The organism is Nocardia carnea, assembly GCF_029868325.1.
GTDB lineage: Bacteria > Actinomycetota > Actinomycetes > Mycobacteriales > Mycobacteriaceae > Nocardia > Nocardia carnea_C.
In genome coordinates this window covers 98,918-123,102 of sequence record NZ_JARWNW010000269.1, presented here as the reverse complement: position 1 = coordinate 123,102, position 24,185 = coordinate 98,918, and the positions used below count along the sequence as shown (strand labels likewise).

Genomic DNA, 24,185 nt, shown 5'->3' with positions numbered 1-24,185 from the left:
GGAAAACAGCAGTGGACACAGGACACTCGGGCCGGACCCGCAAGCTCTATCACTTCGATCGCCACACCCCGGAGTACCGGGGCCGATTCGCCGAGATCACCCGGGAGATGCACGAGAAATGCCCGGTGGCCTGGACCGAAACCCACGGCGGCCATTGGGTCGCCGCCGGCCACCGGGAAGTGTTCGAGCTGGCGCGGTGCCCGCATGTATCCAACGATCGCGACTACAAGAACGAGCGCCGCGGGTATCTCGGCATCACCATTCCGTTCGCCGAGACGCCGATGCCCATGCGCAACGGCATCCTGGAAATGGACGATCCCGAGCATCGGCTGTTCCGGGCGGTGCTCAACCCGTACCTGTCGCCGAGTGCCGTACGCCGGTGGGAACCGTTCATCGATGAACTGGTGCGGGCGTGCCTCGACGAGAAGATCGAATCCGGGCGCATCGACTTCGTCGACGATCTCGCCAATATCGTCCCCGCTGTCGTCACCCTCGGCATGCTCGGGATCCCGCTCGCGAAGTGGGTCGTATACAACGAACCCTCGCACGCGGTGGTGTACACCCCACCGGATTCACCCGATCGGGAGCGGGTGCAGGAACTGAATATGGCGATGGGCCTGGACCTGCTGGCGAACCTGCACGAAATCCGGGAAAATCCGCGGCCCGGACTGATCGACGGCTTGGCCCGCTTGGAGATCGACGGCGAGAAGCCCGAAGATATCGATCTGCTCGGCATGCTGGGGCTGCTCATCGGCGGCGGGTTCGATACGACCACCGCGCTCACCGCGCACTCTCTGGAATGGTTGTCCGAACACCCCGCCGAGCGCGAAACCCTGAGCCGCGAACGCGACCTCCTGCTGAACTCCGCGACCGAGGAATTCCTGCGCTATTTCACCCCCGCGCCCGGCGACGGCCGCACCATCTCCGCGGACTGCGATATCGCCGGCCAGGAATTCGCCGAAGGTGAGCGGCTCTGGCTGTCCTGGGCGATGGCGAACCGTGACCCGGCGGTTTTTCCCGATCCCGATACCGTGGTCCTGGACCGTAAAGGCAATCGGCATACCAGTTTCGGCCTGGGTATCCACCGCTGTATCGGGTCCAATCTCGCGCGCACGGTGTTCAAGCGGATGCTGGTCGCGGTTCTCGACCGGATACCGGACTTCCACTGCGACCCCGAAGCGACGGTCCACTACGACACCATCGGGGTGATCCAGGGGATGCGCAAACTGCCCGCGACGTTCACTCCGGGTCGCCGGTCGGGGCCCGGGCTGGACGACACACTCGTCGTCTTGGAGCGGATGATCGACGACCAGGGGCTCGCCGCCCCTGTCACCGCAGGAACGTGATCGCGCAGCCGGCTCGGAGGGTCAGGGTCGACCGGCCGGCAACATAATCGAAAAGACGCTGTTACCAGCGGCTTCGAAGGACTTTCGTCATTTTCGTACGACCTGGCTCTGGGTAGAATATGATTCTACCCAGAACGCGAACACAAATCTCTGTGAGGAGAATCGGATTCTCGCCAGGTCGCGTCAGCCCGCATCAGACCGAGAAACGCGAGTCAGGCACCCCACGGGTGTCCGGCCGGACGGTCGCGCGCTTCGGAAAGGCGAAGGTGGATGATGTTTTCCATCGTGAGGCGAGTGGGCCGGGGCCTGCTGGTGATTCTCCTGGTCACCCTGGCTGTCGTGGTGCTACTGAGTTTCGCGCCGGGCTCCGTGGCGCAGGCCATCCTCGGCGACGCGGCCACGCCGGAAGCGGTTGCGGCGCTCGACGCCAAGCTCGGCCTCGACGATCCCGTGTGGATGCAATACCTCCACTGGGTCGGAAACGCCGCCCAGGGCGATCTGGGTACCTCACCGCTCACGGGACAATCGGTGACGACGGCGATCGCGGAACGGTTGCCGGTGACATTCCAGCTGGCCGCCATGGCGCTCGTCATCGCACTGGTCAGCGCGGTCTTCCTCGCCGTGTTGTCGGCGATGCGACCCGGTGGCCCGGTCGACCGTGGGACCGCCGCACTGACCTCCGTATTCCTCTCCGTACCTGCGTTCGTCGCGGGCCCGGTACTCATCTACTTCTTCGCCGTCGAACTCGGCTGGGCCCCGGTGGCCGGATGGAACCGTATCGGCGACGGGATCGGGCTCAACCTGCAGTCCGCCCTGCTGCCGGCCATCGCCATGGCGCTGATGGAGATCGCCGCATTCCACCGGCTGCTGCGGACAGACCTGATCACCACTCTGCGTGAGGATTTCATCGGGGCGGCACGCGCCAAGGGGATGAGCGAATGGTACGTCATGTTTCGGCATGCGCTGCGTCCGTCGTCGTTCTCGTTGATCACCCTGGCAGGTCTCAATCTCGGGCGCCTGATCGGTGGCACGGTGATCGTCGAAACGCTGTTCTCGCTGCCCGGGCTCGGCCAGTTGCTCGCGTCCTCGATCGTTTCCCGGGACCTCATCATGGTGCAGGGAATCGTGGCATTCATGGCGATCGTCTATGTCGTCGTCAACATCCTGGTCGACTCCAGCTATGAGCTGATCGACCCGCGGGTCAGGAAGGTGGCCACGGTATGACCCGAGCCGACGTGCAGACAACGCCCGAGCAGCGGGCCCGGACGCCCAGGAAGCCGGACGTTCCCCGGCTGCGGAAACCACGCTCGATCCTGGTGTACCTGTCCTACGCCTGGTTGGGCGTGATGATCGGGGCGGCCATCTTCGCCGACCTGCTTCCCCTGGCTTCGTATTCGATCCCGGTCGGCCCGCCACGGCAACCTCCGCAATTCGGGTCGCTCGATCTCCTGGCCGGCACCGACAACTTGGGGCGCTCGATGCTGTCCCGGTGCGTCTACGGCGCCCAGGTGTCGTTGCTGGTCGGTACCGTCGCGGCCCTCATCGGGTCGGCGATCGGGGCGAGTATCGGGATGCTGGGCGGCTATTTCCAGAAGCGAGCGGACTCGGGGATCCGGTTGCTCAGCGATACGATGCTCGCGTTCCCGCCGCTGATCCTGCTGATGGCGCTGACCGCGGTCTTCACTCCGGGCCTGCGCACCCTGATGGCCGGCCTGTCGCTGATCATCGTCCCGTCGTTCATCAGGCTTGCCCGGGCGAACACGCTGTCCTGGACGGCCCGCGAGTTCGTGCTCGCTGCCCGGAACATGGGTGCCGGTCACGGCCGGATCCTGGGCAAGGAGATCCTGCCCAATGTGCTGCCACCATTGCTGGCATATCTCCCGGTCATCATGGCCGCACTGATCGTCGCGGAAGGATCGCTGAGCTTTCTCGGGCTCGGCATTCCGCCCCCGACACCGAGCTGGGGCGGAATGATCTCCGACGGCAAGGACAGCCTGGCGGGCGCACCGCACCTGGTTTTCGTACCCGCCGCGGTCATCTTCTGCACAGTTTTCGCGCTGAACCAGGCCGGCGATCACCTGCGCGGCCGATTCGATCGCACGATGCGCGACTGACCGAAAGGCCGAAGATGCTGCGAACATCCCTATTTCGTTCGATCGCCGTGGGCTGCACCGCTCTCGTCCTGGCTGCCTGTGGCGGAACCGGAGCGGGAACCGGAACCGGCCCCGGTGGCGATCCCGTACCCGGCGGCACCGCGCAGATCATCCAGATCAGTGAGCCACGCACCCTCGACCCGGTGGCCCTGGGAAACCAGTGGGTGATCAACGCGATGCTGGGCAATGCCCTGTACGGGACGTTGATGGTCAACAATCCGGAAAGCGGGAAGATCGACTACACCATGGCGACCGGCTTCGCCACGCACGACGGGGGTACCACCTTCGACCTGACGTTGCGGCCGGATCTGCGGTTCACCGACGGTACCCCGCTGGACGCGGCGGCCGTGAAATACAACTGGGATCGCTTCCCCGACCCGGCCAACGGATCTTCCTATGCCGAGGATGCGGCGGTGATCGCCGCGACCGAAGTGGTGAACCCGACCACGCTGCGAGTACGGATGCACCACCCGGTACCGCATTTCGCCTACACAATCGTGGAAAGTTCGATGAACTGGATCGCCTCACCGCAGGCGCTGCAAGCGGGACGTGCGGCCTTCGACCGCAACCCGGTGGGCGCGGGTCCGTTCACCCTCCAGCGATGGGCCCGCCAAGACGTGATCGAGCTGGTCGAGAACCCGCAGTACTGGGATGCGCCGAAACCGTATCTCGATCGGATCGAGCTGCGCACCTCCGGCGATTCCGTTCAGGGGTACAACACGCTGATCAGTGGTGGTTCGGACGTGATCATCAGCTCGAACTGGGGAAGTATCGAAAAGCTGAAGAATCAAGGCTTCCCCACCGCGGTGGCGGCGCTGCACGGCGGACAGCATCTGTCGATGAATATGCGGCGTGCGCCGTTCGACGATATCCGCGCCCGCCGGGCCGTGGCGGCCGCAATCGATGTGAACGCGCTCAACCTGACGATCTACCACGGAAGCGGGGAACTCCCGACCACCCTGTTCCGCGAATCGTCTCCCTACTATGCGCCGGACCTGCCCTTGCAGACACACGATCCGGAGACTGCGCAACGGTTGTTCGACGAGCTGGCGGCCGAGGGCAAGCCCGTGAAGTTCACCTACACCACCACCGCGCAGACAGAGAACCGGCTGCTGGCGGAAAGTGTGCAGGCTCAGCTCAGCGCGTTCGACAATATCGAGGTCGAAGTGAAGGTCATCGATATCATCGACCTGATCAAACTGCGTTATACGCACGATTTCGACGTGATGACCGGCGGCGCGTTCTTCGATGACCCCGAACCCCGCCTGTGGACGGCATTCCACGGCGACTCGAGCCGCAACACCGCCGGTATCGACGACGCGGTCCTGAACCAGGCGCTCGACACCGGCCGGACGTCGACGGATGTGGAGCAGCGCATCGGGATCTACCGGACGGTTCAGGAGCGGTTGATCGAACTGATGCCCGCCGTCTTCTACATACGAACCGTCGCGGGAGCGGCTACCGCGAAGAACGTCGGTGGTCTCACCATGTACGGCGCCGGGTCGGTGCGGCCCGAGGAGCTGTGGATCGTCGAATAGCGGGCACAGCCCGAAGAGAGCTGGGAACCATGAGTGCTCAACCGAATCTGCAGGTACGGAATCTGCACACCTATATCAGGACCGAACGCGGTGTCGTACGCGCCGTGGACGATGTCTCCTTCGACCTGGACCGGGCGCAGGCACTGGGCGTGGTGGGCGAATCGGGATCCGGGAAGTCGGTGATGGCCCGGGCGATCATGGGACTGTTACCGCCACGCGCCGGCTGCTCCGGCGAGGTGATCTTCCAAGGCCGGAACATTCTCGCGCTGTCCAAGAAGGAGAAACTCGAGATCTGGGGCAACCAGATCGCCATGGTCTTCCAGGACCCCGGACGGTCGCTCAATCCGGTCGTACGTCTCGAACGCCAGCTCACCGAGGGCATGCGCAAACATCTCGGAACCAGCCGGTCCGAAGCGAAAACTCGCGCCCTGGAACTCCTTCGGGAGGTCGGGGTCCCGGATCCGGAGCGCCGGCTGCGCAACTACCCGCACGAGATGTCCGGTGGGATGCGGCAGCGGGTGATGATCGCGATCGCCCTGGCCTGCGAGCCCGATCTGCTGATCGCCGACGAACCGACCACCGCGCTGGATGTGACGATCCAGCGGCAGATCCTCGACCTGCTGCGCCGCGTGCAGCGGGACCGGGGGATGTCGCTGATGCTGATCAGCCATGATCTGTCGGTGGTCGCCGGTCGCACCGACCGGGTCTCGGTCATGTACGCCGGGCGGCTGGCCGAATCCGGGGCGACCCGCCGGGTATTCGCCGCGCCCCGGCATCGATATACCCGGGCCCTGATGGATGCCACTCCGACGATCGAACGCCGGCGATACGCGCCGCTGCGGCTGATCGAGGGCAGCCTGCCGGATCCGTCGGCACCGCCACCGGGTTGCCGGTTCGCGCCCCGGTGCGGTCATGTCGCCGAGGGCTGCGGTGAAGCCCCCGGTCCCGTGTTGACCGAGATTTCCGCCGATCACCTGGTGGCGTGTGTTCATCCTGTTCCCGAATCCGTAACTGTCCATTCCGAGTCCGGTGGTGATATCCATGGCGGGTAGCGGAACCGCGCACCTGCGCGGCGAGGCGACACTGCTCAGTGTGCGCGATCTGGTGGTCGAGTACGACACCGACGGCGGGACCGTGCAGGCGGTGTCCTCGGTCAGCTTCGATGTCCTGCCCGGCGAAACCCTCGGAATCGTCGGGGAATCGGGGTGTGGAAAGTCCACGACCGGCCGGGCGGTACTCCGCCTGGACACCCTGACCTCCGGCCGGATCACCTTCGCCGGCGAATGGATCGATGAAGCCGGCGGTCGCCGTATGCGTGCGCTGCGGCGTGAGATGCAGATGATCTTTCAGGATCCGGTGGCCTCGCTGAACCCGCGCAGGCCGGTGCGCGATATCGTCGTCGAGGGCCTGGCCGTGGCCGGAAAACCTGCGGACGAGCGCGCGGCGACCTCCGCGGAAGTACTCGCGAAGGTCGGGATGGGCGACGAGCGGTTCGCCGGGGCGCTGCCCCGGCAACTGTCCGGTGGGCAGGCCCAGCGGGTCGCGATAGCGCGGGCGCTGGCGGTGGATCCCCGGCTGCTGATCTGCGACGAACCGGTGTCCGCGCTGGATGTCTCGGTGCAGGCGCAGATTCTCAATCTGATTTCCGAGCTCAAGGCCGAATACGACCTGACCGTGGTGTTCATCAGTCACGACCTCGGTGTCGTGCGGACGATCAGCGATAACGTCATGGTCATGTACCTCGGCAAGGTATGCGAGTTCGGTGATGCAGTCGAGGTGTACGACCACCCGGCGCACCCCTACACGAGGGCGCTGCTCGATTCGGTGCCGCTCGCCGGCCCCGGCGAGGGCTTCCGGGGTCCGGCGCTGGCCGGAGATATTCCCTCACCACTCGCACCGCCGCAAGGCTGCCGGTTCCGGACCCGCTGCCCACGTGCCCAGAGCCGATGTGCCGACGAGGAACCGGAGGTCCGCGAGGTCCGCGCGGGGCAGTACGCCGCCTGTCACTTCCCGTTGACCGAAACCTGAGCCCGAACCTCGGGCAGTACATTTCGTATCCCGCCGGCCCTGAGCCGGCGGGTTACGAAATCGGCGTGGTGCCGGTGGCGCAGAGTCCGGAGCCCGTGGTTGCGGGGATCAGTGGTTGCGGCGGTCGTCTCGTCCGTCGACGATCACGCCCGCGGCCGACTCGAGCGGTTTCACTATGGTCGTGAAATCGGCGTCCGGTCCTTGGGAGGCCGTGGTCTCTTCCCAGCGCCGGGCGACCGCTTCGGCGAGTTCGGTCGGTGTGCCGAGTTCTGCTGCCTCGCGCAGGTAGAGCTGGACGTCCTTGGTCATCAGTCCCGTGGCGAAGCCGAAGTCGAAGGTGCGGGGGAGTACCGAGCGGGGGAACTTGTCGCGGCTGGCGTGGGTTGCGCCCGAGCCGGCGTTGAGTACATCGATCATCACGGTGGGGTCCAGGCCGGCCTTCACCCCCATGACCATCACCTCGGCGGTCGCGGCCAGTGTGGCGGCAGCCATCAGATTGTTGACCAGCTTCATCGTCTGGCCGGCGCCGGGCTCGGTGGCCACGAGGAACGGCCGGCCGAGCGCCTCGAGAACGGGCGTGGCGTAGCCGAATTCGTCCGCGGGCCCGGCAGCCATGAGGGCGAGGGTGCCGTTGCGGGCCCCGGCGGTGCCGCCGCTGACCGGGCAGTCGAGCAAGGCGATTCCGCGTCGGGCGAGCAGCGCCGAAAGCCGCCGGGCGGTCTGCGCGCCGATGGTGGAGAGTTCGACGACCCGGCGTACCCGGGAACCGTGGACGATGCCCTCGCCGCCGGTGGCGACCTCCAGCGATACCTGCGGTGTCGGCAGGCTGGTCAGCACTGTTTCGGCGCGGTCGGCCACGTCCGCGGGGGAGGTCGCGGCCACGGCGCCGAGCGCGACCGCCCGGTCCATCGGCTCGGGGCAGGCGTCGAACACCACGAGCCGGTGGCCGGTTTCCCGAAGGCGTGTGGCCATCTGGAATCCCATATTGCCCAGGCCGATCAGGCCGATATCCGGGGTGTTCATCCGGCGCTGTCCAGTTCGGCGAAAACCTCCCGGGCGATCCGGAAACCGTCGACGCCCGCCGGGACACCGGCGTACACGGCAACCTGCAGGAGTACCTCGCGGATCTCGTCGCGGGTCACACCGTTGTTGAGTGCCCCCTTGACGTGGGTGCGCAATTCGTGCGGCCGGTTGAGTACCGAGAGCATCGCGAGAGTGAGCATCGACCGGATCTGCGGTGGCAGACCGTCGCGGCCCCACACCGTTCCCCAGCAGTACTCGGTGACGAGATCCTGCATCGGCTGGGTGAAATCGTCGCCGGTGTTCCTACGGACGTAGTCCGCGCCGAGCACCTGGGCGCGAATCCGCCGTCCTTTGTCGTAGGTGTCCTCGTTCACGGGTGTATTTCCTGCCTGTCGTGGAGCGGGCGGTCTCGGGTCGCGATCAGTGATCGGCACGGGGCGTGGGGAAGGATTGATTCCACGGTTCGTCGCCTGCGAGGGTGGTGCGGTGCATGGTCCGCTCGGAGGCCGGATCGTAGGGCAGGGCACGGTGGAGTATGCCGGTGTTGTCCCAGATCACCAGGTCGCCGACCGACCAGTTGTGGGTGTAGCGGAAACGCTCCTGGGTGGACCACTCCAGCAGTTCGTCGAGTAGTTCGCGGCTGCCGGCGGGATCCATGCCGACGATATGGTCGGTGGTGGCGCCGATGACCAAGGACCGCCGGCCGTCGCGGCGTTGCCAGACCAGTGCGCTCTCATGGGTGGGCATTCGCCGCCATCGGGCGAGTTGTTTTTCGGTGGGCTCGGGGTATACCGCGCGCTGCGCCGCCTCGAGGCTGTGGACCACACGCAGGTCCGCACAGCGTTTGCGTTCCCGCTCCGGGAGGTTCTCATAGGCAGCGTAGGTATTGGCGAATTCGGTGCCGCCGCCGACCATGGCAACGTGCCGCGCGGTGAGTATGGTGGCCTTCGCGGGTATCCGGTTCGTGGTGTCGTCGATATGCCAGCAGAATGTTCCTTTGAGGTATTCGGCAGTGGGGTTCTTACCGGGATCCAGCGATACGGTGAAGATTTCTTTCCCGCCGGGAGCCAGTACGGTACCCAGTTTGCGGCTCAGTTCGAGCTGTGCGGCGTCGTCGAGGTGGGCACCGCGCACCAGCAGTACGCCGCGCCATTTGACCGCCTCCTGAATCCGGGCGACGGTATCGTCGGACAGCAGATCGCCGATATCGATCAGTTCGGCTCCCAGCCCGGGGGTCAATGCCACGGTTTCCGTCATCGCAATATCTCCTGAAACTGTTGTGCGTTGTGTTGATCACCGCTGCAGGCGCGCTGAGCGGGTGGGAGCCGGGGGTTCACAGTTTCACCACAACGGTTTTGGTGGCTGTGACCGCGTCGAGGGCGGCAAGGCCCTTCTCCCTGCCGTAGCCGGATCTCCGGAATCCGCCGAACGGCAATTCGACACCGCCGCCGGCGCCGTAGGTGTTGACGTAGACCTGGCCCGCCACGACCTCGGCCGCCAGCCGGTGCGCGCGGGACAGATCCCGGGTCCACAGCGCCGCCAGCAGGGCGTACTCGGTGCCGTTGGCCAGGGCCACTGCTTCGTCTTCGCCGGCGAAGGTATTGACGGTGAGCACCGGCCCGAAGATCTCCTCCTGCGCGAGGGTGGCTGCCGGATCGACACCGTCGATGAGTGTCGGGGGGAAGTAGGCGCCGTCGGCCAGGCCGGCATCGAGAGGAACGGCGCCGCCACACAGGATTTCTCCGCGAGTAAGCCCGGCCACCATGGTGGCGACCCTCGTCTGCTGCTTCCGGGAGATCAGTGGTCCCAGCGTGGGATCGTCGCGCCCGGGCCCCATGGTGACCCGGGCGAACCGCTGGAGCACCTTGTCCACCAGGGCGTCGTGGACCGATTCCTCCACCAGCAGCCGCGAACCCGCCGAACAGGTCTGTCCGGCGTTCTGCAGAATCGCCTTGGCGACGAATTCCGCCGCGGTGTCCAGATCGGCGTCGGCGAAGACGATCTGCGGAGATTTGCCACCGAGTTCCAGGACCGCCGGCACCACCCGCTGCGCGGCGGCACGGGCTACCTCCGAGCCGATACGGGTGGATCCCACGAAGCCGAGGAAATCGACGCCCGGGTGCGCGGTCAGTGCGGCACCGGCCTCGGCGCCGATACCGGTGACGACGTTGAATACTCCGGCCGGCAGACCGCATCCCACGGCGAGCTGGGCGAGAGCTACGGCGCTGCGGGGTGTTTCGTCGGCAGGTTTGGCCACGACGGCGTTGCCCGCCGCGATCGCGGGCGCCGCCGCGCGGGCGATCAGCTGGATCGGATAGTTCCACGCCACGATATGCCCGGTGACTCCCAATGGCTCGCGGCGGGTGTAGACGTGGAGATCACTGTTCAGGGGGATGGTCTGGCCATAGTAGGTATCGATGGCGTGCGCGTAGAAACGGAAGTATCGCGCCGCGACGGTGACATCCGTACGGGCCTGGCTCAGGGGTTTACCGGTGTCCTCGCATTCGTAGCGGGCGAGTTCCGCATGATGGGTATCGATCGCGTCGGCGACCCGGCCGAGTACGACCGATCGGTGTTCGGGTGTGGTGGTGCGCCAGTGGCGCAGCGCGCGCCGGGCAGCGGCGACTGCCCGGTCCACCTCGTCCGGTCCGCCGCGGGCGACCGGGCCCAGCGACCGGGACGTCGAGGGGTCGATATTGTCGTACACCTCGGCGGAGGACACGGCAGCGCCGTCGATGAACGATTCGGTGGCAGGCATGGGGTTCACCTCGCGATCTCAGGTCGGTCTATCGGCCATCAGAAGCGGGCCTGCGCACTGGATATGGTGCGGTTGCGGAAACGTTCGGTGGGCGCGACGCCGGCGATATCGCCGCGGACAACGCGCAGGGCCTGTTGTTTGAAGACGCGGGCGGCGTGGCTGAGCCGGTGTGTGGTGGATTCGGTTCGGTCGCCGGTGTCCGCTGTGTACTGCCGCCCCCAGGTCGAGACCTCGACCCTGCCTCGGTCGAGGCACTCCTGAACTCGCCCGCGCAGTGTGTCCTCGGCCGCCAGCAATGCCTCCGAAACGACCAATGCGTGCGGTCGTAGCCCGCGGTGCCGACGGGCGAGTACGGTGCCCAGATCGAGTGCGTCGGCGCCCAGGATCCGGGCCGGCCGCGGATTGCCGAGGTCGCCGGCGATCACCGTGACCTCCCAGCCGGCCATCGAAAGATCGAAGATCCGGCCGCCCGCGGCGCTCACCGCATCGTCCATGCTGATCCCGAGCACGGCCAGCCGCGGACGTAGACCCCCGTGTGCCCGGCCGTGCAGGTAGGCGAGGGCGGCGACCGGTGCCACGTTGTCCGGGGTCGGTGGGAGCGTCGGGGCGGGCGAAGTCATGGGTTCTCCCTCGTGTGGAACGACCGGATCCCGGGCGGGGATGGCGGCTCAGAAAATACCCGGTTCCGTATACTTTTACTATAGGGCCCGGGCGGCGGGAGAGTGACCGTTTTCGGGCGACGCCTCAGCGGGGCGTCGCCCCGCGGAGGAACAACCGGACGGCGTGCCGGAGATGGCGTTCCTCTTGTTGCGCCGACCGGAAGAGACCGAAATCGGCCATTCGGCCGGGAACCAGCTCCACCATCGCGAGGAACTGTTCGGCGGCCAGCTCGATATCCTCGACATCGACCGCGCCCTCGGCGGTGCCGCGCCGCAGTACCCGCACGACCGCCCGTTGCCGCCCGGACCACATCATCGAATCAGTACTGATCGCGAATTCCGGAAACCGGGCCGACTCGTTCATCGCGATCCGCATCAGCCGGACATTCTCGGGGTCGCGGGCGCGGTCGAGCGCCACCCGGCCGATCTCGAGCAGCGCGGTTTCGAGGTCCTTGTCGTCGACGGCGGGACCGTCCTCGGGGGATTCGTATTTCGACAGCGCCCACGGAATGACATCGGCGAAGGCCGCGCGCTTATCCGGATAGCGCGCGTACAGTGAACGTTTCGTGATTCCGGCCTTCCGGGCGATGGCTTCCATCGTCGCTCCGTCGTAGCCGGATTCGAGGAATGTGGCGACCGCGGCCTCGCGGACTGCCTGGTTCAGCTTCTTGGCCTCGGCCTGTGTGGGGCGGCCGCGTCTCGTCTCCACCATTCGGGCAGCTTAGCCTCCCCCGGAGGTGATAATATCCGCCTCGGTATATTTATTTCGGGCGGCCGTTCGGCTGTGCCGATGCGGAATGTATCCCTGCCCCACCTGGATCGGAGTGCCGATGACGATTCCGCCCACGATCGGTAGCGCGGGGTCCGGTTCGCGGCCCACCGCCGAGCAAATCGTTTCCGGATCGGACCTGACCGGCCGCACCTGTGTGATCACCGGGGCATCCTCCGGTCTCGGCCTGGAGTCCGCACGTGTCCTCGCCCGCGCCGGTGCCCATATCGTGCTCACCGCGCGGCGTGCCGGCGCTGCCGAGGAGGCTGCCGCCGAAATCCGCCGGGAGACCCCGTCGGCGCGGTTGTCCACCGTCGTCCTGGATCTGGCGTCGCTGGACGGGATTCGGGTCGCCGCGGCACGTATCGCCGAACTCGCCCCGGTCGTCGATGTGCTCATGAACAACGCCGGCGTGATGTTCACGCCGTTCGACCGCACCGCCGACGGGTTCGAATTGCAGCTCGGCACGAACCATCTCGGCCACTTCGAACTGACCCGCTTGCTCCTCGACCGGCTGCGTGCGGCCGAGGGTGCCAGGATTGTCATCCTCGCCTCGGAGGGGTACCGGATCGCCGACGTCGACCTGGCCGATCCGCACTGGGACAAACGGGACTACGACAAGTTCCGGGCCTACGGTGCGTCCAAAACCGCCAATATCCTGCACGCCGTCGAACTCGACCGGCGGCTGCGCGCGGACGGAATCCGGGTCTGCGCGGTGCATCCCGGCCGGGTCGCGACCCGGCTCGCCCGGCATCTGACCCGGGCCGATGTTGCCGCGATCCCGGTCGAGCGGTCGGGACCGCCCCGCCGGTCCGGCCTCGATTCGGGCGTGCTCACGCCGCAGGAAGGTGCGGCGACCCAGGTGTGGGCGGCGGTACGTCCGGAGCCACTCGGCCTCGACGGTGTGTACTTTGCGAACTGTGCGGCCGAGCCGGCTGTCGCGGACTATGCGGTGAACCCCGATCGGGCCGCGGAGTTGTGGGAGCTGTCCGAACGGCTGTGCCGATAGCGGTTCAGCGCGGATGAAGGCCGTCCAGTAGCAGGCGCACCATGAAAAGCACGCGTTGGTCGAGTTGTTCGGCGCTCGGGACGCGGCCGGCCTCGATACTGCGTACCTGTGTGCCGACGACCATGCTCATGAATGCGCGTGCCGCGAGATCGGTATCGGTGGTGGTGATGTGGCCGGCGGCGGCCGCGCGGTCGAGTACCTCGGCGACGAAGGCGACGACCGGGCCTGTGCTCACTGTGTTGCTGAGGGTGAACAGTTCGGGGAAACGCAGGTTTTCCAGGGCGAGGATCCGGTGCAGCCGCCGGCCGTTGGTGGTCATGGCCTGATCGATCCGGAGTCGCGCGACCGCCGCCAGCGTCTCGGCCAGATCGCCGTTGTCCAGGTTTTCCAGGGCTTCTCGCGGCACGGCCTGCGCTTCGATCGCGCGGCGGACGGCGGCGAGGAACAGGGAAGCCTTATCGGTATAGCGGGCATAAACGGTGCGTTTGGCCATCCGGACCCGGGCGGCGATCATCTCGAGAGTGGTCTGTTCGTAGCCGTGTTCGAGGAACAGCTCCAGTGCCGCGTCCAGGAGCTCGAGCTGTCGCGCACGGGCTTGTTCCTGTGTCGGGCGCCCGGCTGTCCGGGGTCGATTGCGCTCGTCGCTCGTCGTTTCCACGGAGGTCAGTTCATCCTATTCGGCCCCGGGTGTCGACCGGGGTGCTACATTAATGACACCTGGCAGGTGCCATTAATCGCGGGGGGATTTCTCGAAGGGGTGGCCCATGACTACGGCCATAGGACGACTGACAGAGCTTGCCGATGATCCGAACCGGTTCGATCACTCCGCCGCCGAATTGCGCGACGTCCAGATCGCGGCACTGAACGAGCGGTTCCAGCAGCGGCGCGAGCGCATCGGATTACTGAATCACCGTGCGGGCGAGGCAGGTATCACCGAGGTCGGCCGGTTCGAGGATGCGGTCGCGCTGTTGTTTCCGCATTCGGTCTACAAGAGCTACCCGGAGAAGTTCTTGACCGAGCACCGATGGGACAGGCTCGGCAAATGGCTGGGCACACTCTCCTCCCATCCGATCGGCCCGGTCGAAACGGGCGATATCGCCGGCATCGATCTGTGGATCGAGCGGCTGCGCGATGCGGGGCACTATGTGTCCTGTTCGAGCGGGACAACGGGTAAACCCGCCATGCTGCTCGCATCCGAGGTCGATATGGCCTGGTCGCGACGGGATACCGTGAACCTGTTCGCCTGGGGCTCCGGGGTGCAGCCGGCCCGGGACCGGCGCATGATGGGGCTCGGGATGACCGCGCTGGTACCCAAGAACGTCATCATCGGTGAAGCACAACAAGAGGCATACGGTGATCCGGGCAAGCAGCGCTTCCGTCTACCGATAGCGCCGCTCACTGTCGAGGCGATGACCGGCCAGGTGCGGTTACGCCGGAAGATCACCGACGGCACCGCGCTACCGGAGGAACTGGCCGCCTACGAGCGGATATCGGCGCAACGCCAGGAAGAACTCGACCGGGCACTGATCGCCGGCGCGGACGCGATGATCGAACACCGCTCCGAAAAGCTCTACATCTCCGGCTTGTGGAACACCCTGTACCAGGTCGCCGCGCTGGTCCGGAAGCGCGGGTTCGCGGCCGCCGATTTCCATCCCGGCAACTGCATCTATGTCGGCGGTGGTCTCAAACGGGCGCAATTACCGTCCGACTACCGGGAATTCGTGTACCAGACGTTCAATATCCCGCCGGGCCGGGAGTTCCAGAACTATTCCATGCAGGAGCTGAATTCGGGCATGCCGAAGTGCCGCGGCGGCAACCGCTACCACGTGCCGCCCTGGATCGTGCCCTTCGTACTCGACGATGCGGGTGACACCCTGTTGTCGCACGGCGCGGGCGAAGTGGAGGGGCGTGCCGCCTTCTTCGACCTCTCGCTCGACGGACGCTGGGGCGGAATCATCACCGGCGACCGGATCGTCGTCGATTTCCGGCCGTGCGCCTGCGGAAACGCGGGGGCCTCGATCGCCGATTCCATCGTCCGCTACGCCGATATCGCCGGCGACGACAAGATCGGCTGCGCCGGAACCACCGACGCCTACGTACGGGGACTCGTATGACCGCCGTCGAATCGCAGCAGACCGCCGGTGCGGCGCTGTCCGCCCCGTTCTTCTTTCGCGGCGAGGTCGTCGAAGGCGCGGCCGCCCTGCACCGATCGCGTGACCTCGGCGTATCCTTCACAACGCCCGAGATCGACCTCGACCGGGCCGTACCGCTGCGCAGCGAGGTCCCCCCGCTGCTCGACGTACCACTGGACGATATCGTCGACTTCCTGGTCGAGGCCGGGCGGCGGATCCGCGACCCGCACAGTCCCTTCGTCCGCGACTGTATCGACCGGATGTCGTCGACCCACACCTTGCCCCGTGCCGTACTCGAAGCGCAGGTGGCCGGTGCGGCCGGCTATCTGGACAAGCGGGTGCTGCATGCGGTCGTCGAGCAGAACTTTCCCGATCCGAAAGCGCTCGACGGATGGATCCCCAAACAGGATTTCCTCGGCCGCAAGAGTTTCGTCCGGGCCTTCGCGCCCCGGCTGATCCATGTGCTCCCCGGCAATTCGCCCGGGGTGGCGGTGAAATCCATCGCCCAGGGGGCGCTGGTCAAAGGCATCAACCTGTTCAAGATGTCGTCCAGCGATCCGTTCACCACAGTGGCCATCCTGCGCGCCATGGCCGATATCGATCCGGAGCATCCGGTGGTGCGGTCGATGTCGGCCGTCTACTGGCGGGGTGGGGACGCGGCCGTCGAACGTGTGCTTTTCCGCCCGCAGTATTTCGACAAGATCGTCGCATGGGGTGGCGGCGACGCCATCGACAATGTCGTCAAATATCTCGGCCCGGGTTTGCAGCTGGTGTCGTTCGACCCGAAAACGTCGATTTCGATGGTCGGCCGGCAGGCCTTCGATACCGAGGAAACGCTCGAGCGTGCCGCCGGGCTCGCCGCCGAGGACGTCATGGTGCTGAACCAGGATGCCTGCGTCGCGAGCCGGTTCGTGTTCCTGGAGGCGGACGAGGAGAACGCGGATCGGTTCTGTGACCGGCTGTACCGGCGGATCGCCGAGCGCGCCACCGCATCCGGTGACAACCGGCCGCTGGATCCGGAGCTGAAAGAGCAGATCCGGACTCTCGCCCTGCTCGACGACGAGTTCCGGATATGGGGCGTCACGGACGGTACGGGTGTGGTGATCCGGTCCGGCGAACCGGTCGATTTCCATCCGATCGGCAAAACCGTCAATGTGGTCCCGGTGCCCTCGCTCGACGAGGCGATCCGCCATGTCGGTGTGGCAACGCAGACCGTCGGGTTCTATCCCTTCGACCGGATGCCGGATTTCCGTGATCGACTCGCGGCCGGTGGTGTGCAGCGCATCGTTCATCTGGGGGAGGCCGGTCCGAGCACGATCGGCAATCCGCACGATGCCATGTACCCACTGCATCGCTTCGTGCACTGGATGGTTCACGAAGATGGGGCAGCCACGATCCCGGGCCCCGAATAGCACGGAATCCGCCCCATGGATGAGAATGTGATTCTACTATTAAGTAGAGTCACATTTCTCACTCGCGGCCGGGTCCGCCCGGCTTCCGTCGCCCCCGTTTTCCGGCAACGCCGCCGTATGACATCGGCGTAAGCGTGCCGGGTGGTTGGAGTTCACCATGCGCACAATTCCCCCCGAGCTGGCCACACGGTACGAAGAGCACGGGTGGTGGACCCGGGACAGTCTCGGCGATCTGCTGGCCCGCGGTCTCTCGGCTGCCCCGGACACCACCTTCCGCGTCCATTCGGATATCCGGCCCTACTCGGGAACCTTCCGGGAGGTCGAACTGGTAGCGCGCCGTCTGGCGACAGGACTGCAGGAGCGTGGAATCGAACCCGGGGACGTCGTCGCGCTGCAGCTACCCAACTGGATGGAGGCCGCGGCCGCGTTCTGGGCGGCATCGCTGCTGGGGACGGTCGTGGTGCCGATCGTGCACACCTACGGTTCGCGCGAAGTCGGCCATATCGTGGATACGGTGCGGCCCAAGGCATTCTTCGGCGCCGAACGATTCGGAAACCTGGTGTACGACCCCGCGGTCTACGCGGCGGTGCCGATCGTGGGGATCGTCGGCGGCGGCGATCCCCGCCACCGCTTCGACGCATTGCTCGCCCGCGAGCCCTTTTCCGGTGTGACGCAGGTGGACCCGGCCGGGCCGGCGGTGATCGCCTTCACCTCGGGTACGACACAGGTGCCCAAGGGGGTCGTCCACAGTCATCGCACGCTCGGCTGCGAAACCCGGATGATGGCGCAACGCTTCCCCGACGATCTGGGACCGTTGATCAATGCCGCCCCCATCGGCCATTTCATCGGCATGCTTTCGGCCCTGCTCGTCCCCGTCCTGGAAGGCGTCTCCATAGACGTCACCGATGTCTGGAATCCCGGCCGCGTCCTGAACCTGATGACCACCTACGGCGTCAGCCTGGGCGGTGGCGTCCCGTACTACGTCACCAGCCTCATCGACCACCCGGACTGCACCCGCGACCATCTGGCGCGGCTGAAGTATCTCGGTATGGGCGGCGCACCCGTCGCCGCGCCGGTGGCCGAGCGGCTGACCGGCCTGGGCCTGACCGTCTACCGGTCCTACGGCAGCACCGAACACCCTTCCATGACGTCGTCGCATTGGAGCGCGCCGCAATCCAAACGGCTCTACACCGACGGTGCTGCCCAACCCGGCGTCGAGATCCGGTTGACCGAGGACGGTGAGATCCTCAGCCGCGGGCCGGATCTGTGCCTGGGATACCTCGACGACGCCCTGACCGCCACGGTGTTCGACGACGACGGCTGGTACCACACCGGCGATATCGGCACTCTCGATGCCGACGGCTATCTCACCATCACCGACCGCACCGCGGACCTGATCATCCGCGGCGGGGAGAACATCAGCGCGCTCGAGGTCGAAGAAGTATTGCTGACGGTGCCCGGCGTGACCGAAGCGGTGGCGGTCGCTGCGCCGGACGCGCGACTGGGCGAACACGTCGCGGCCGTCCTGCGGCTGCACCCCGGCACGACACCACCGTCGCTCGAAGAGCTGTGTGCGTACTTCGCCGAGGCCGGGCTGGCGAAACAGAAATGGCCGCAGGAAGTTCATGTGGTCGACGATTTTCCGCGCAGCCCCAGCGGCAAAGTGCAGAAATACAAGATCCGGCAGAACCTGGCCGCGTGCTGAGTCCGAATGCCTGCCGAATAGACGGAGTTCCGTGGAGCAGAGTACGTACTCCGCTCCACGGAACTCGCAGAACTCGCTGCGGTGTTCAGACCTCGAGGAGCTCGAGGCTGTCGTGCCGGGCGACCGCCGTGCCGAGTCGTCCGGTGAGATGCTCGATGACCGGCCGGTCGACCGCGCGGGTCATCGACCACAGATAGAACCCGTACGGCAGATGTGCCCGGTACATCCACCAGGCCTGGTCCCGATCCGGCGGTTCGACACCGTGGGCGGCCAGCCGGTGAAGGTAGTGCTCGAGCAGGTCGCGCTCGGTGCGGGCGAGTTCGTCCGGGTCCAGGACGGTCGCCAGATGGTAGGCGACATCCTGGGCCCAGTGGCCGCGCTGCACCACCTGCCAGTCGATGAGACCCGGGCTGCCATCGGGCATTTCGTAGATATTGCCGGCGTGCAGATCACCGTGGACCAGGCAGCGCGCGGAAGCGGCGCCGAGGGTATCCATCGCGGCCATGGCCGCCAGCAGCCGGTCCGCGCGCCGCACGTCCTGCGCGATGCCGGCCGCCCGGCCGTCGTCCAGGAGCGGTTGCAGCTTGCCGACGGTCATATGCCCGGCCAGTGAGGCCAGGCGCGGCGGGAACAGACCGTTCGCGTCCGGGCGTTTGCCGTTCCACGTCGCCGCGTGCAGGGCGGCGAGCTGATCGAGGGTTCCGGCGGCCTGATCGGGACCGTACCCCACCAGCGGATCGAGAAAACGGGCGCCCGCGACCACCATGTCCTGCATGAGGACCAGCGCATGCCCGGTGTCCTCGTCCACTGCGGCGTGCACGCACGGCGGGGTGCGCACCGCAAGCTCGTGGGCGAAATCCCGGTAGAAATCCGCTTCTGCCCGCGATCCGCGGCGCCACAGCGGATTGAAATACCCTTTGGCGCACAGTGCTATAGGGGGCTCGGCCGGATGCGTGTAGGTGACCCGGAAACGTAGTTTGGTGGCCACCGTTTCGATCCGCTCGACCACTTCGGTCGCGGCCGGCACCACGGCGGGGTCGCCGGGTTCCAGCACCGCGGCGAGCCATTCGGGTGACAGCACGACCGTCTCGTCGAACGGTGCGGGATCGGCGGGCGTCTTCACAATCCCTCCTGCGGCTCGGGCAGCCCCACCAGTTCGCAGGCGCGCCGCACGAAGGAGTATCGGCGGGTGCCGGTATCGATCAGCGGCAGTCGCAGGACCCGGCGGGTACGGAGGCTGAGCAGGCCCGCCTTCAGGCAGGCGAACACTTCGTGCCAGAGCAGGTTACGGGCTCGGAGCCCGGTGAGGTCCTGCCACAGGTCGATCGTTTCGGCCCTGGTCCCGAGGCCGTCGAGGCGGGGGATGCCCAGCCCCGTGCTGTGGGCTTCGTCGAACACCAGCCACCACGCGAGATCGGCGAGCGGGCCGGCCATCGACGCCTGCTCCCAGTCCATGACCGCGGAAACCCGGAAGTCGCTGCCGAACACGATGTTTCCGATGCGGGCGTCACCCCACGACAACCCCGGTGCGGAATCCGCCGGTCGATTGTCGGTGAGCCACTGCAGCAGTGTGCGGATGGTGTCGGGAACAGTGTCCTCGAGCGTCCAGTGGGCGTGGGCACTCCAATAGGCGAGTTGTTGCTGGTCGCCCGAGCTGCCGTATTCCGGCCGGTCGACGAAATCGACCGTATCGGCGGGGACACGATGGATGGCGGCCAGCTGGCTCATCGCGTCCTCCCACAGCGTCCGCCGCTGGGTGGGAGTGGCGTCCGCGAGGAACCCGGACATGTTGTACACCGGCATACTCACCGGCACCGAACCCGTGACCCGGCGCATCAGGTAGAACGGCCGGCCGAGCACCGAGGGATCCTCTTCCAGCCACAACGGTTCCGGCACCCGTACCGCACTGTGCTGCCGCAGCGCGACAAGGATCTGGTGCTGGATACGGAACCGCGGATCGAGAAACATCTGATGTTCGGCCGCCGGCGCAACCCGCAGCACCAGCTGCTCGGTACCGCGCGCGGAATGCACGCGGACGAAGACGGTCTCGTTGGATACTCCGGCCCCCTGCGGGTAGGCCGGATCGTCGATCTCGACGGCGGTGATCTCGTCCCGTGCCGCCAGCCACGAATACAGGATCGTGGCCGTGGTATCCAGATCACGACCTTTGGGAAATACAGGCGCGTGCTTCATTGCTTGTGCCCCGTTACTTATTCAGGTGGACGACCCCCGAAGGCAGTCGAACAGAATGACCACAATTTTTCGGTGACGGCTTCGATATTTTCCCGCGGTGCATACGCGAAATGGTGGTAAACCGACATCACCAGATTCACCGCCAGCCAGGCGTCGGCGGCCGGGTCGTTCGGGCGCAACAGTCCCGCTTCGGCCGCCGCCCGTAACTCTTTTTCGAGTAATCCGGCGAAAGGGCGGTTGACCTGCGCCATTTCCTCCGGAAATATCTGATAAAGCCGCCAGTGCTCGGACGTGACGAATTGTCGTGCGGTGCCGCCCTCGTCCGTACGGAGCGAGCGCAACGCCGCGAGGATATAGAAACGTAAGCGCGCCACCGGATCCGGTAGTTCACGCGCGGCCGCCGCCATTTCTACCATCCGATCGGCGATCACATCCTCGAGAACGGCGAGCAGGAGATGGTCCTTGCTGGGGAAATGCCGGTAGAAGGTCTGCAGGGCGATCCCCGCTTCCTTCGACAATTCCTGGGTCGTGAATCCGGACCCCTTGACCTCGATCAATCGCTGCGCGGCCGCGACGATCGCCTGCGCCTGCTCGATGGTACGAGCCCGTGATCGCCGGACCGATTGCGATTGATCCGCGGCCCGGTCGGCCCAGCCGGGCGGCGAGGTGATCGGGGCATCGGCGTCGGGTCGGGCGGGCCTCTTGGGTGTGGACACGCATGAAGTCCTATCACGACGGACTGAGCACGACGAGCGGGATAACGCGGCTGGTACGGGTCTGATAGACGTCGTAGTTCGGCCAGTATTCCGTGGCGAGCCCCCACAGGCGCGGCCGCTCCGCCGCGGTGGCGGTTCGCGCCGTCACCCGGACCCGCTCCGCCTTGATCTGGACTTCGGCTTCGGGATTCGCGCGCAGATTCAGATACCACGCCGGATGTTTCGCGGCCCCGCCCGCCGACGCCACGACCAGGTAATCCGCACCGTCGCGGCCGTAGATCAGCGCCGAGGTACGTGGCTGCCCGGTTTTCCGGCCGGTGGTCGTGAGCAGCAGGATCTCGGTACCGTTCCATTCATAACCGATTTCGCCGTCGGTCTCCTGGTAGCGGGCCACATGCGTGGCGCCGACCAGGCCGAGATCGGGTGGCCGGTAACCGGGTTCGTTCATCGACTTTCTCCTCTTGTCCGGGGCCGATCGGTTCAGCCGAAAACCACGGGTATCTCGGTCGGCCCACGCTCGTACATTCCGATGACGCGGGTGGGCTCGGCATCCGGGTCGGCCCGCAGATTCGGCAGCCGATCGAGCAGCGCGCCGATCCCGGTCAGCATCTCGGCCTTCGCGACATGCATACCCAGGCAGGCATGGGCCCCGCCGCCGAAGGCGAAGGAGGGCCGCAACCGCCGGGTGATGTCGTATTCGTCCGGGTTGTCCCAGCGGGCGGGGTCCCGGTTCGCCGCCCCGATGCACAGATGCAGGACCGATCCCGCGGGGAGCGCCACACCCTGCAATTCGGTGTCCCGCGTGACGTAACGGGAGAACATCGGATCGGTCGGAGTCCAGCGCAGGGCCTCGTCGATGGCCGGCCGCAGCAGGGAACGATCGGCCGCGACCGCCGCGAGCACATCCGGCCGCTGCAGCAGCGCCGTCAGCGTGATCCCCATCTGTTTCCAGGTGGTGCCGGATCCCGCGGCCAGCAGCAGGACGACGAAGGAGTGGATCTCCGCGTCGGTGAGCCGCTGTGTGCTGCCGTCCGCACCGGTCAGTTCGGCCTCGACCAGCACGCTGATGAGATCGTCGCGCGGTGCCTTCCGGCGCTGTGCGACGATCGGCCGGATCAGCTCCACCACGGCGTCGGGCCGGCCGAGCGCCGCCCGGAACTCCAGTGCCTGCTCGACCGGTACGCCGAAGCTACCGGTGATCGTCAGCACCGGGATGGCCGCACAGAAATCGACGTTCAGTTCGGCCCGGCCGTCGGCGGCGAAACCGTCGATCAGCTGGTGCACGGTCTGCTCGATCCAATTGCGTATCCACCATTCGGCCTTTGCGGGAACGAAGGACGGCTGCACGAGCGCCCGGTAGCGCCGGTGCTGTGCCCCGTTCATCGAGATCATGCTGTTGAGGGCGTCGAGTTTGCCCGTGTTCGGGTCCACCGGTTCCGGCGCGGAGGCGAACACGTCGGGGTTGCGGTAGGCGGTATCGCAGGCGGCGAAACCGAATGCCGAGAAATGCGGGCGGCCGGGCTGCGGTAGACCGCTGAACACCGCCGGGCCCGGGTAGCCGGTCAGCTCGTGCACGGTGCCCGGATGCACCTCGGCCTCGGCGCGCAGCCGATGCCATATCGGATAGGGATCGTCCCGGTACCCGCCGCCTGTCTGTGCCAGGTAGGCGCCGCGCAGATCGAACAATTCGCGTACGCGGTCGCGATCCAAGGTCGGTGCAGGATTCATTCGATTCACCTCGCCACGTATCCGCCGTCGACCGGAAACAGGACTCCGGTGATATTCGCGGCGCGATCGGATACCAGGAATACGGCGGCCTCCGCGCAATCCTGCGCTGTGATCGGGCGCCCGAGCGGATGGTTGGCGGCAGTACGTTCGGCCATTTTCGCGGTCATTTCCGCGCTGTCGGAGAGCCCGCCGGCCGCCATGAAACCGGTGTAGGGCATCCCGGCCGGGCAGAGCGCGTTGGCGCGGATCCCGAAGGGTGCACCCTCGATCGCCACTGCCTTGGTGAGCTGATGCACGGCACCTTTGGTGGCGGCGTAGACCGCGCCACCCCAGGCGACCAGGCCCGCGACCGACCCCGTATTGAGGATGACCCCGCCACCGCCCTGCCGTTTGAACTGCAGCACGGCATAGGTGCAGCCGAGGAACACTCCGCCGATATTCACCGAGACCAGGCGCTGGAAATCCTGAAAGGTGTGGTCCTCGAGCGCGGCGCCCAGGCGCGGTGTCGGGATGCCGACATTGTTGAAAACGATATCGACGTGACCGAACCGGTCGGCAGCGGTGGCGATCATCGCGGCGACATCGCGCTCCCGCGTGATATCGGTCTCGGCCGCGACGGCCACCCCGCCCGCGGCCTCGATCCGGCGCACCGTTTCCTTCGCCCGGTCGAACTGGATATCGGCGCACACCACCGAGGCACCTTCCTCGGCGAATCGCTGGGCCGAGGTGGCACCGACGCCGGACCCGGCGCCGGTCACCACCGCGGTTTTTCCTTCGAGCAGCACGTGGCTCACCCTTCTCGTTCGATAGCGGCGATATCGGTGATCGCCAGGCTCAGCGCACCGGTCGGGCAGCTGTCCACGGCCGTGCGGATCTGTTCCACCGGATCTGCCGGCGGGTCGCGCAGAACCGCCAGCCCCTCGTCGTCCTGGGTGAAACTGCCCGGTGCGTAGGCCGCGCAGACTCCGCAGCCGAGGCAGCGTGTCCGGTCGACATGGACACTCCAGCCGGGCATC

24 protein-coding genes are annotated in these 24,185 nt (G+C 66.4%); 10 read left to right on the top strand and 14 right to left on the bottom strand.

Translation table 11 applies throughout. The annotated features are described in order from the left end of the window. The first annotated feature begins 11 nt into the window (after positions 1 to 11). The 6 genes from QH196_RS26205 to QH196_RS26180 all read left to right on the top strand — a co-directional run bounded on the left by QH196_RS26205 (position 12) and on the right by QH196_RS26180 (position 7,065). Positions 12 to 1,346, top strand: coding sequence for a cytochrome P450 (locus QH196_RS26205; protein WP_280418502.1), 1,335 nt, complete (start codon positions 12 to 14; stop codon positions 1,344 to 1,346). Between the two features lie 273 nt (positions 1,347 to 1,619). Next, positions 1,620 to 2,570, top strand: coding sequence for an ABC transporter permease (locus QH196_RS26200; protein WP_280418501.1), 951 nt, complete (start codon positions 1,620 to 1,622; stop codon positions 2,568 to 2,570). Continuing rightward, positions 2,567 to 3,460, top strand: a complete 894-nt coding sequence (locus tag QH196_RS26195; protein WP_280418500.1) for an ABC transporter permease — start codon at positions 2,567 to 2,569, stop codon at positions 3,458 to 3,460. The genes QH196_RS26200 and QH196_RS26195 overlap by 4 nt, the downstream gene beginning before the upstream one ends. A 14-nt stretch (positions 3,461 to 3,474) precedes the next feature. Further along, on the top strand, positions 3,475 to 5,037 hold the full coding sequence (locus QH196_RS26190; protein ID WP_280418499.1) for an ABC transporter substrate-binding protein: 1,563 nt from the start codon (positions 3,475 to 3,477) through the stop codon (positions 5,035 to 5,037). Positions 5,038 to 5,066: 29 nt separating this feature from the next. After that, a complete protein-coding gene (locus QH196_RS26185) occupies positions 5,067 to 6,089 on the top strand; it encodes an ABC transporter ATP-binding protein (RefSeq protein WP_280418498.1) in 1,023 nt (340 codons plus the stop codon). Next, positions 6,079 to 7,065: an ABC transporter ATP-binding protein gene (locus tag QH196_RS26180; protein WP_280418497.1), complete on the top strand. Its 987-nt coding sequence runs from the start codon at positions 6,079 to 6,081 to the stop codon at positions 7,063 to 7,065. Before QH196_RS26185 ends, QH196_RS26180 begins: the two co-directional genes overlap by 11 nt. Before the next feature lie 108 nt (positions 7,066 to 7,173). Here the strand turns inward: QH196_RS26180 and QH196_RS26175 are convergent, their stop codons facing one another. From QH196_RS26175 to QH196_RS26150, 6 genes are all read right to left on the bottom strand, one after another. After that, positions 7,174 to 8,088, bottom strand: coding sequence for an NAD(P)-dependent oxidoreductase (locus tag QH196_RS26175; RefSeq protein ID WP_280418496.1), 915 nt, complete (start codon positions 8,086 to 8,088; stop codon positions 7,174 to 7,176). Then, positions 8,085 to 8,462 carry a carboxymuconolactone decarboxylase family protein gene (locus QH196_RS26170; protein ID WP_280418495.1) on the bottom strand — a complete coding sequence of 126 codons (378 nt, stop codon included), beginning with the start codon at positions 8,460 to 8,462 and terminating at the stop codon, positions 8,085 to 8,087. The genes QH196_RS26175 and QH196_RS26170 overlap by 4 nt, the downstream gene beginning before the upstream one ends. A gap of 46 nt (positions 8,463 to 8,508) precedes the next feature. Continuing rightward, positions 8,509 to 9,345: a TauD/TfdA dioxygenase family protein gene (locus QH196_RS26165; RefSeq protein WP_280418494.1), complete on the bottom strand. Its 837-nt coding sequence runs from the start codon at positions 9,343 to 9,345 to the stop codon at positions 8,509 to 8,511. A gap of 76 nt (positions 9,346 to 9,421) precedes the next feature. Next, entirely contained in the window at positions 9,422 to 10,846 is a 1,425-nt protein-coding gene (locus QH196_RS26160) for an aldehyde dehydrogenase family protein (RefSeq protein ID WP_280418493.1), read from the bottom strand. A 38-nt stretch (positions 10,847 to 10,884) separates the two neighbouring features. Next, positions 10,885 to 11,466: a hypothetical protein gene (locus QH196_RS26155; RefSeq protein WP_280418492.1), complete on the bottom strand. Its 582-nt coding sequence runs from the start codon at positions 11,464 to 11,466 to the stop codon at positions 10,885 to 10,887. Between the two features lie 124 nt (positions 11,467 to 11,590). Beyond that, the gene (locus QH196_RS26150) at positions 11,591 to 12,217 is read right to left on the bottom strand and encodes a TetR/AcrR family transcriptional regulator (RefSeq protein WP_280418491.1); all 627 of its coding nucleotides are present in this window, start codon (positions 12,215 to 12,217) and stop codon (positions 11,591 to 11,593) included. 118 nt (positions 12,218 to 12,335) lie between these two features. On the opposite strand from QH196_RS26150, the gene QH196_RS26145 reads away from it, so the two are divergent. Continuing rightward, the gene (locus QH196_RS26145) at positions 12,336 to 13,283 is read left to right on the top strand and encodes an SDR family NAD(P)-dependent oxidoreductase (RefSeq protein WP_280418490.1); all 948 of its coding nucleotides are present in this window, start codon (positions 12,336 to 12,338) and stop codon (positions 13,281 to 13,283) included. Between the two features lie 4 nt (positions 13,284 to 13,287). On the opposite strand, the gene QH196_RS26140 is transcribed toward QH196_RS26145, so the two are convergent. Then, positions 13,288 to 13,941, bottom strand: a complete 654-nt coding sequence (locus tag QH196_RS26140) for a TetR/AcrR family transcriptional regulator (protein ID WP_280418489.1) — start codon at positions 13,939 to 13,941, stop codon at positions 13,288 to 13,290. 106 nt (positions 13,942 to 14,047) lie between these two features. On the opposite strand from QH196_RS26140, the gene QH196_RS26135 reads away from it, so the two are divergent. The 3 genes from QH196_RS26135 to QH196_RS26125 all read left to right on the top strand — a co-directional run bounded on the left by QH196_RS26135 (position 14,048) and on the right by QH196_RS26125 (position 18,532). After that, positions 14,048 to 15,397, top strand: coding sequence for a hypothetical protein (locus tag QH196_RS26135; RefSeq protein WP_280418488.1), 1,350 nt, complete (start codon positions 14,048 to 14,050; stop codon positions 15,395 to 15,397). Continuing rightward, a complete protein-coding gene (locus QH196_RS26130) occupies positions 15,394 to 16,827 on the top strand; it encodes an acyl-CoA reductase (protein WP_280418487.1) in 1,434 nt (477 codons plus the stop codon). Before QH196_RS26135 ends, QH196_RS26130 begins: the two co-directional genes overlap by 4 nt. Before the next feature lie 157 nt (positions 16,828 to 16,984). After that, positions 16,985 to 18,532: an AMP-binding protein gene (locus tag QH196_RS26125; RefSeq protein WP_280418486.1), complete on the top strand. Its 1,548-nt coding sequence runs from the start codon at positions 16,985 to 16,987 to the stop codon at positions 18,530 to 18,532. Positions 18,533 to 18,617: 85 nt separating this feature from the next. Here the strand turns inward: QH196_RS26125 and QH196_RS26120 are convergent, their stop codons facing one another. From QH196_RS26120 to QH196_RS26090, 7 genes are read right to left on the bottom strand one after another with little or no spacing between them, the layout of a single operon-like run. Next, complete coding sequence (locus tag QH196_RS26120; RefSeq protein ID WP_280418485.1) at positions 18,618 to 19,655, bottom strand: phosphotransferase; 1,038 nt, start codon at positions 19,653 to 19,655, stop codon at positions 18,618 to 18,620. Beyond that, positions 19,652 to 20,725, bottom strand: coding sequence for a phosphotransferase family protein (locus QH196_RS26115; protein WP_280418484.1), 1,074 nt, complete (start codon positions 20,723 to 20,725; stop codon positions 19,652 to 19,654). Before QH196_RS26115 ends, QH196_RS26120 begins: the two co-directional genes overlap by 4 nt. Positions 20,726 to 20,742: 17 nt before the next feature. Next, positions 20,743 to 21,441 carry a TetR/AcrR family transcriptional regulator gene (locus QH196_RS26110; RefSeq protein WP_280418483.1) on the bottom strand — a complete coding sequence of 233 codons (699 nt, stop codon included), beginning with the start codon at positions 21,439 to 21,441 and terminating at the stop codon, positions 20,743 to 20,745. A 13-nt stretch (positions 21,442 to 21,454) separates the two neighbouring features. Then, complete coding sequence (locus QH196_RS26105; protein WP_280418482.1) at positions 21,455 to 21,889, bottom strand: nitroreductase family deazaflavin-dependent oxidoreductase; 435 nt, start codon at positions 21,887 to 21,889, stop codon at positions 21,455 to 21,457. 32 nt (positions 21,890 to 21,921) lie between these two features. Continuing rightward, a complete protein-coding gene (locus QH196_RS26100; RefSeq protein WP_280418481.1) occupies positions 21,922 to 23,169 on the bottom strand; it encodes a cytochrome P450 in 1,248 nt (415 codons plus the stop codon). 5 nt (positions 23,170 to 23,174) lie between these two features. After that, a complete protein-coding gene (locus tag QH196_RS26095; protein ID WP_280418480.1) occupies positions 23,175 to 23,954 on the bottom strand; it encodes an SDR family NAD(P)-dependent oxidoreductase in 780 nt (259 codons plus the stop codon). Between the two features lie 5 nt (positions 23,955 to 23,959). After that, positions 23,960 to 24,184, bottom strand: coding sequence for a ferredoxin (locus QH196_RS26090; protein WP_280418479.1), 225 nt, complete (start codon positions 24,182 to 24,184; stop codon positions 23,960 to 23,962). Position 24,185 lies beyond the last annotated feature (1 nt).

Coding starts and splice junctions, on each gene's coding strand:
- QH196_RS26200 (WP_280418501.1), top strand. CDS start 1,620: ATGTTTTCCATCGTGAGGCGAGTGGGCCGGGGCCTGCTGGTGATTCTC.
- QH196_RS26195 (WP_280418500.1), top strand. CDS start 2,567: ATGACCCGAGCCGACGTGCAGACAACGCCCGAGCAGCGGGCCCGGACG.
- QH196_RS26190 (WP_280418499.1), top strand. CDS start 3,475: ATGCTGCGAACATCCCTATTTCGTTCGATCGCCGTGGGCTGCACCGCT.
- QH196_RS26185 (WP_280418498.1), top strand. CDS start 5,067: ATGAGTGCTCAACCGAATCTGCAGGTACGGAATCTGCACACCTATATC.
- QH196_RS26180 (WP_280418497.1), top strand. CDS start 6,079: ATGGCGGGTAGCGGAACCGCGCACCTGCGCGGCGAGGCGACACTGCTC.
- QH196_RS26175 (WP_280418496.1), bottom strand. CDS start 8,088: ATGAACACCCCGGATATCGGCCTGATCGGCCTGGGCAATATGGGATTC.
- QH196_RS26165 (WP_280418494.1), bottom strand. CDS start 9,345: ATGACGGAAACCGTGGCATTGACCCCCGGGCTGGGAGCCGAACTGATC.
- QH196_RS26160 (WP_280418493.1), bottom strand. CDS start 10,846: ATGCCTGCCACCGAATCGTTCATCGACGGCGCTGCCGTGTCCTCCGCC.
- QH196_RS26155 (WP_280418492.1), bottom strand. CDS start 11,466: ATGACTTCGCCCGCCCCGACGCTCCCACCGACCCCGGACAACGTGGCA.
- QH196_RS26150 (WP_280418491.1), bottom strand. CDS start 12,217: ATGGTGGAGACGAGACGCGGCCGCCCCACACAGGCCGAGGCCAAGAAG.
- QH196_RS26145 (WP_280418490.1), top strand. CDS start 12,336: ATGACGATTCCGCCCACGATCGGTAGCGCGGGGTCCGGTTCGCGGCCC.
- QH196_RS26135 (WP_280418488.1), top strand. CDS start 14,048: ATGACTACGGCCATAGGACGACTGACAGAGCTTGCCGATGATCCGAAC.
- QH196_RS26130 (WP_280418487.1), top strand. CDS start 15,394: ATGACCGCCGTCGAATCGCAGCAGACCGCCGGTGCGGCGCTGTCCGCC.
- QH196_RS26125 (WP_280418486.1), top strand. CDS start 16,985: ATGCGCACAATTCCCCCCGAGCTGGCCACACGGTACGAAGAGCACGGG.
- QH196_RS26115 (WP_280418484.1), bottom strand. CDS start 20,725: ATGAAGCACGCGCCTGTATTTCCCAAAGGTCGTGATCTGGATACCACG.
- QH196_RS26105 (WP_280418482.1), bottom strand. CDS start 21,889: ATGAACGAACCCGGTTACCGGCCACCCGATCTCGGCCTGGTCGGCGCC.
- QH196_RS26100 (WP_280418481.1), bottom strand. CDS start 23,169: ATGAATCCTGCACCGACCTTGGATCGCGACCGCGTACGCGAATTGTTC.
- QH196_RS26090 (WP_280418479.1), bottom strand. CDS start 24,184: ATGCCCGGCTGGAGTGTCCATGTCGACCGGACACGCTGCCTCGGCTGC.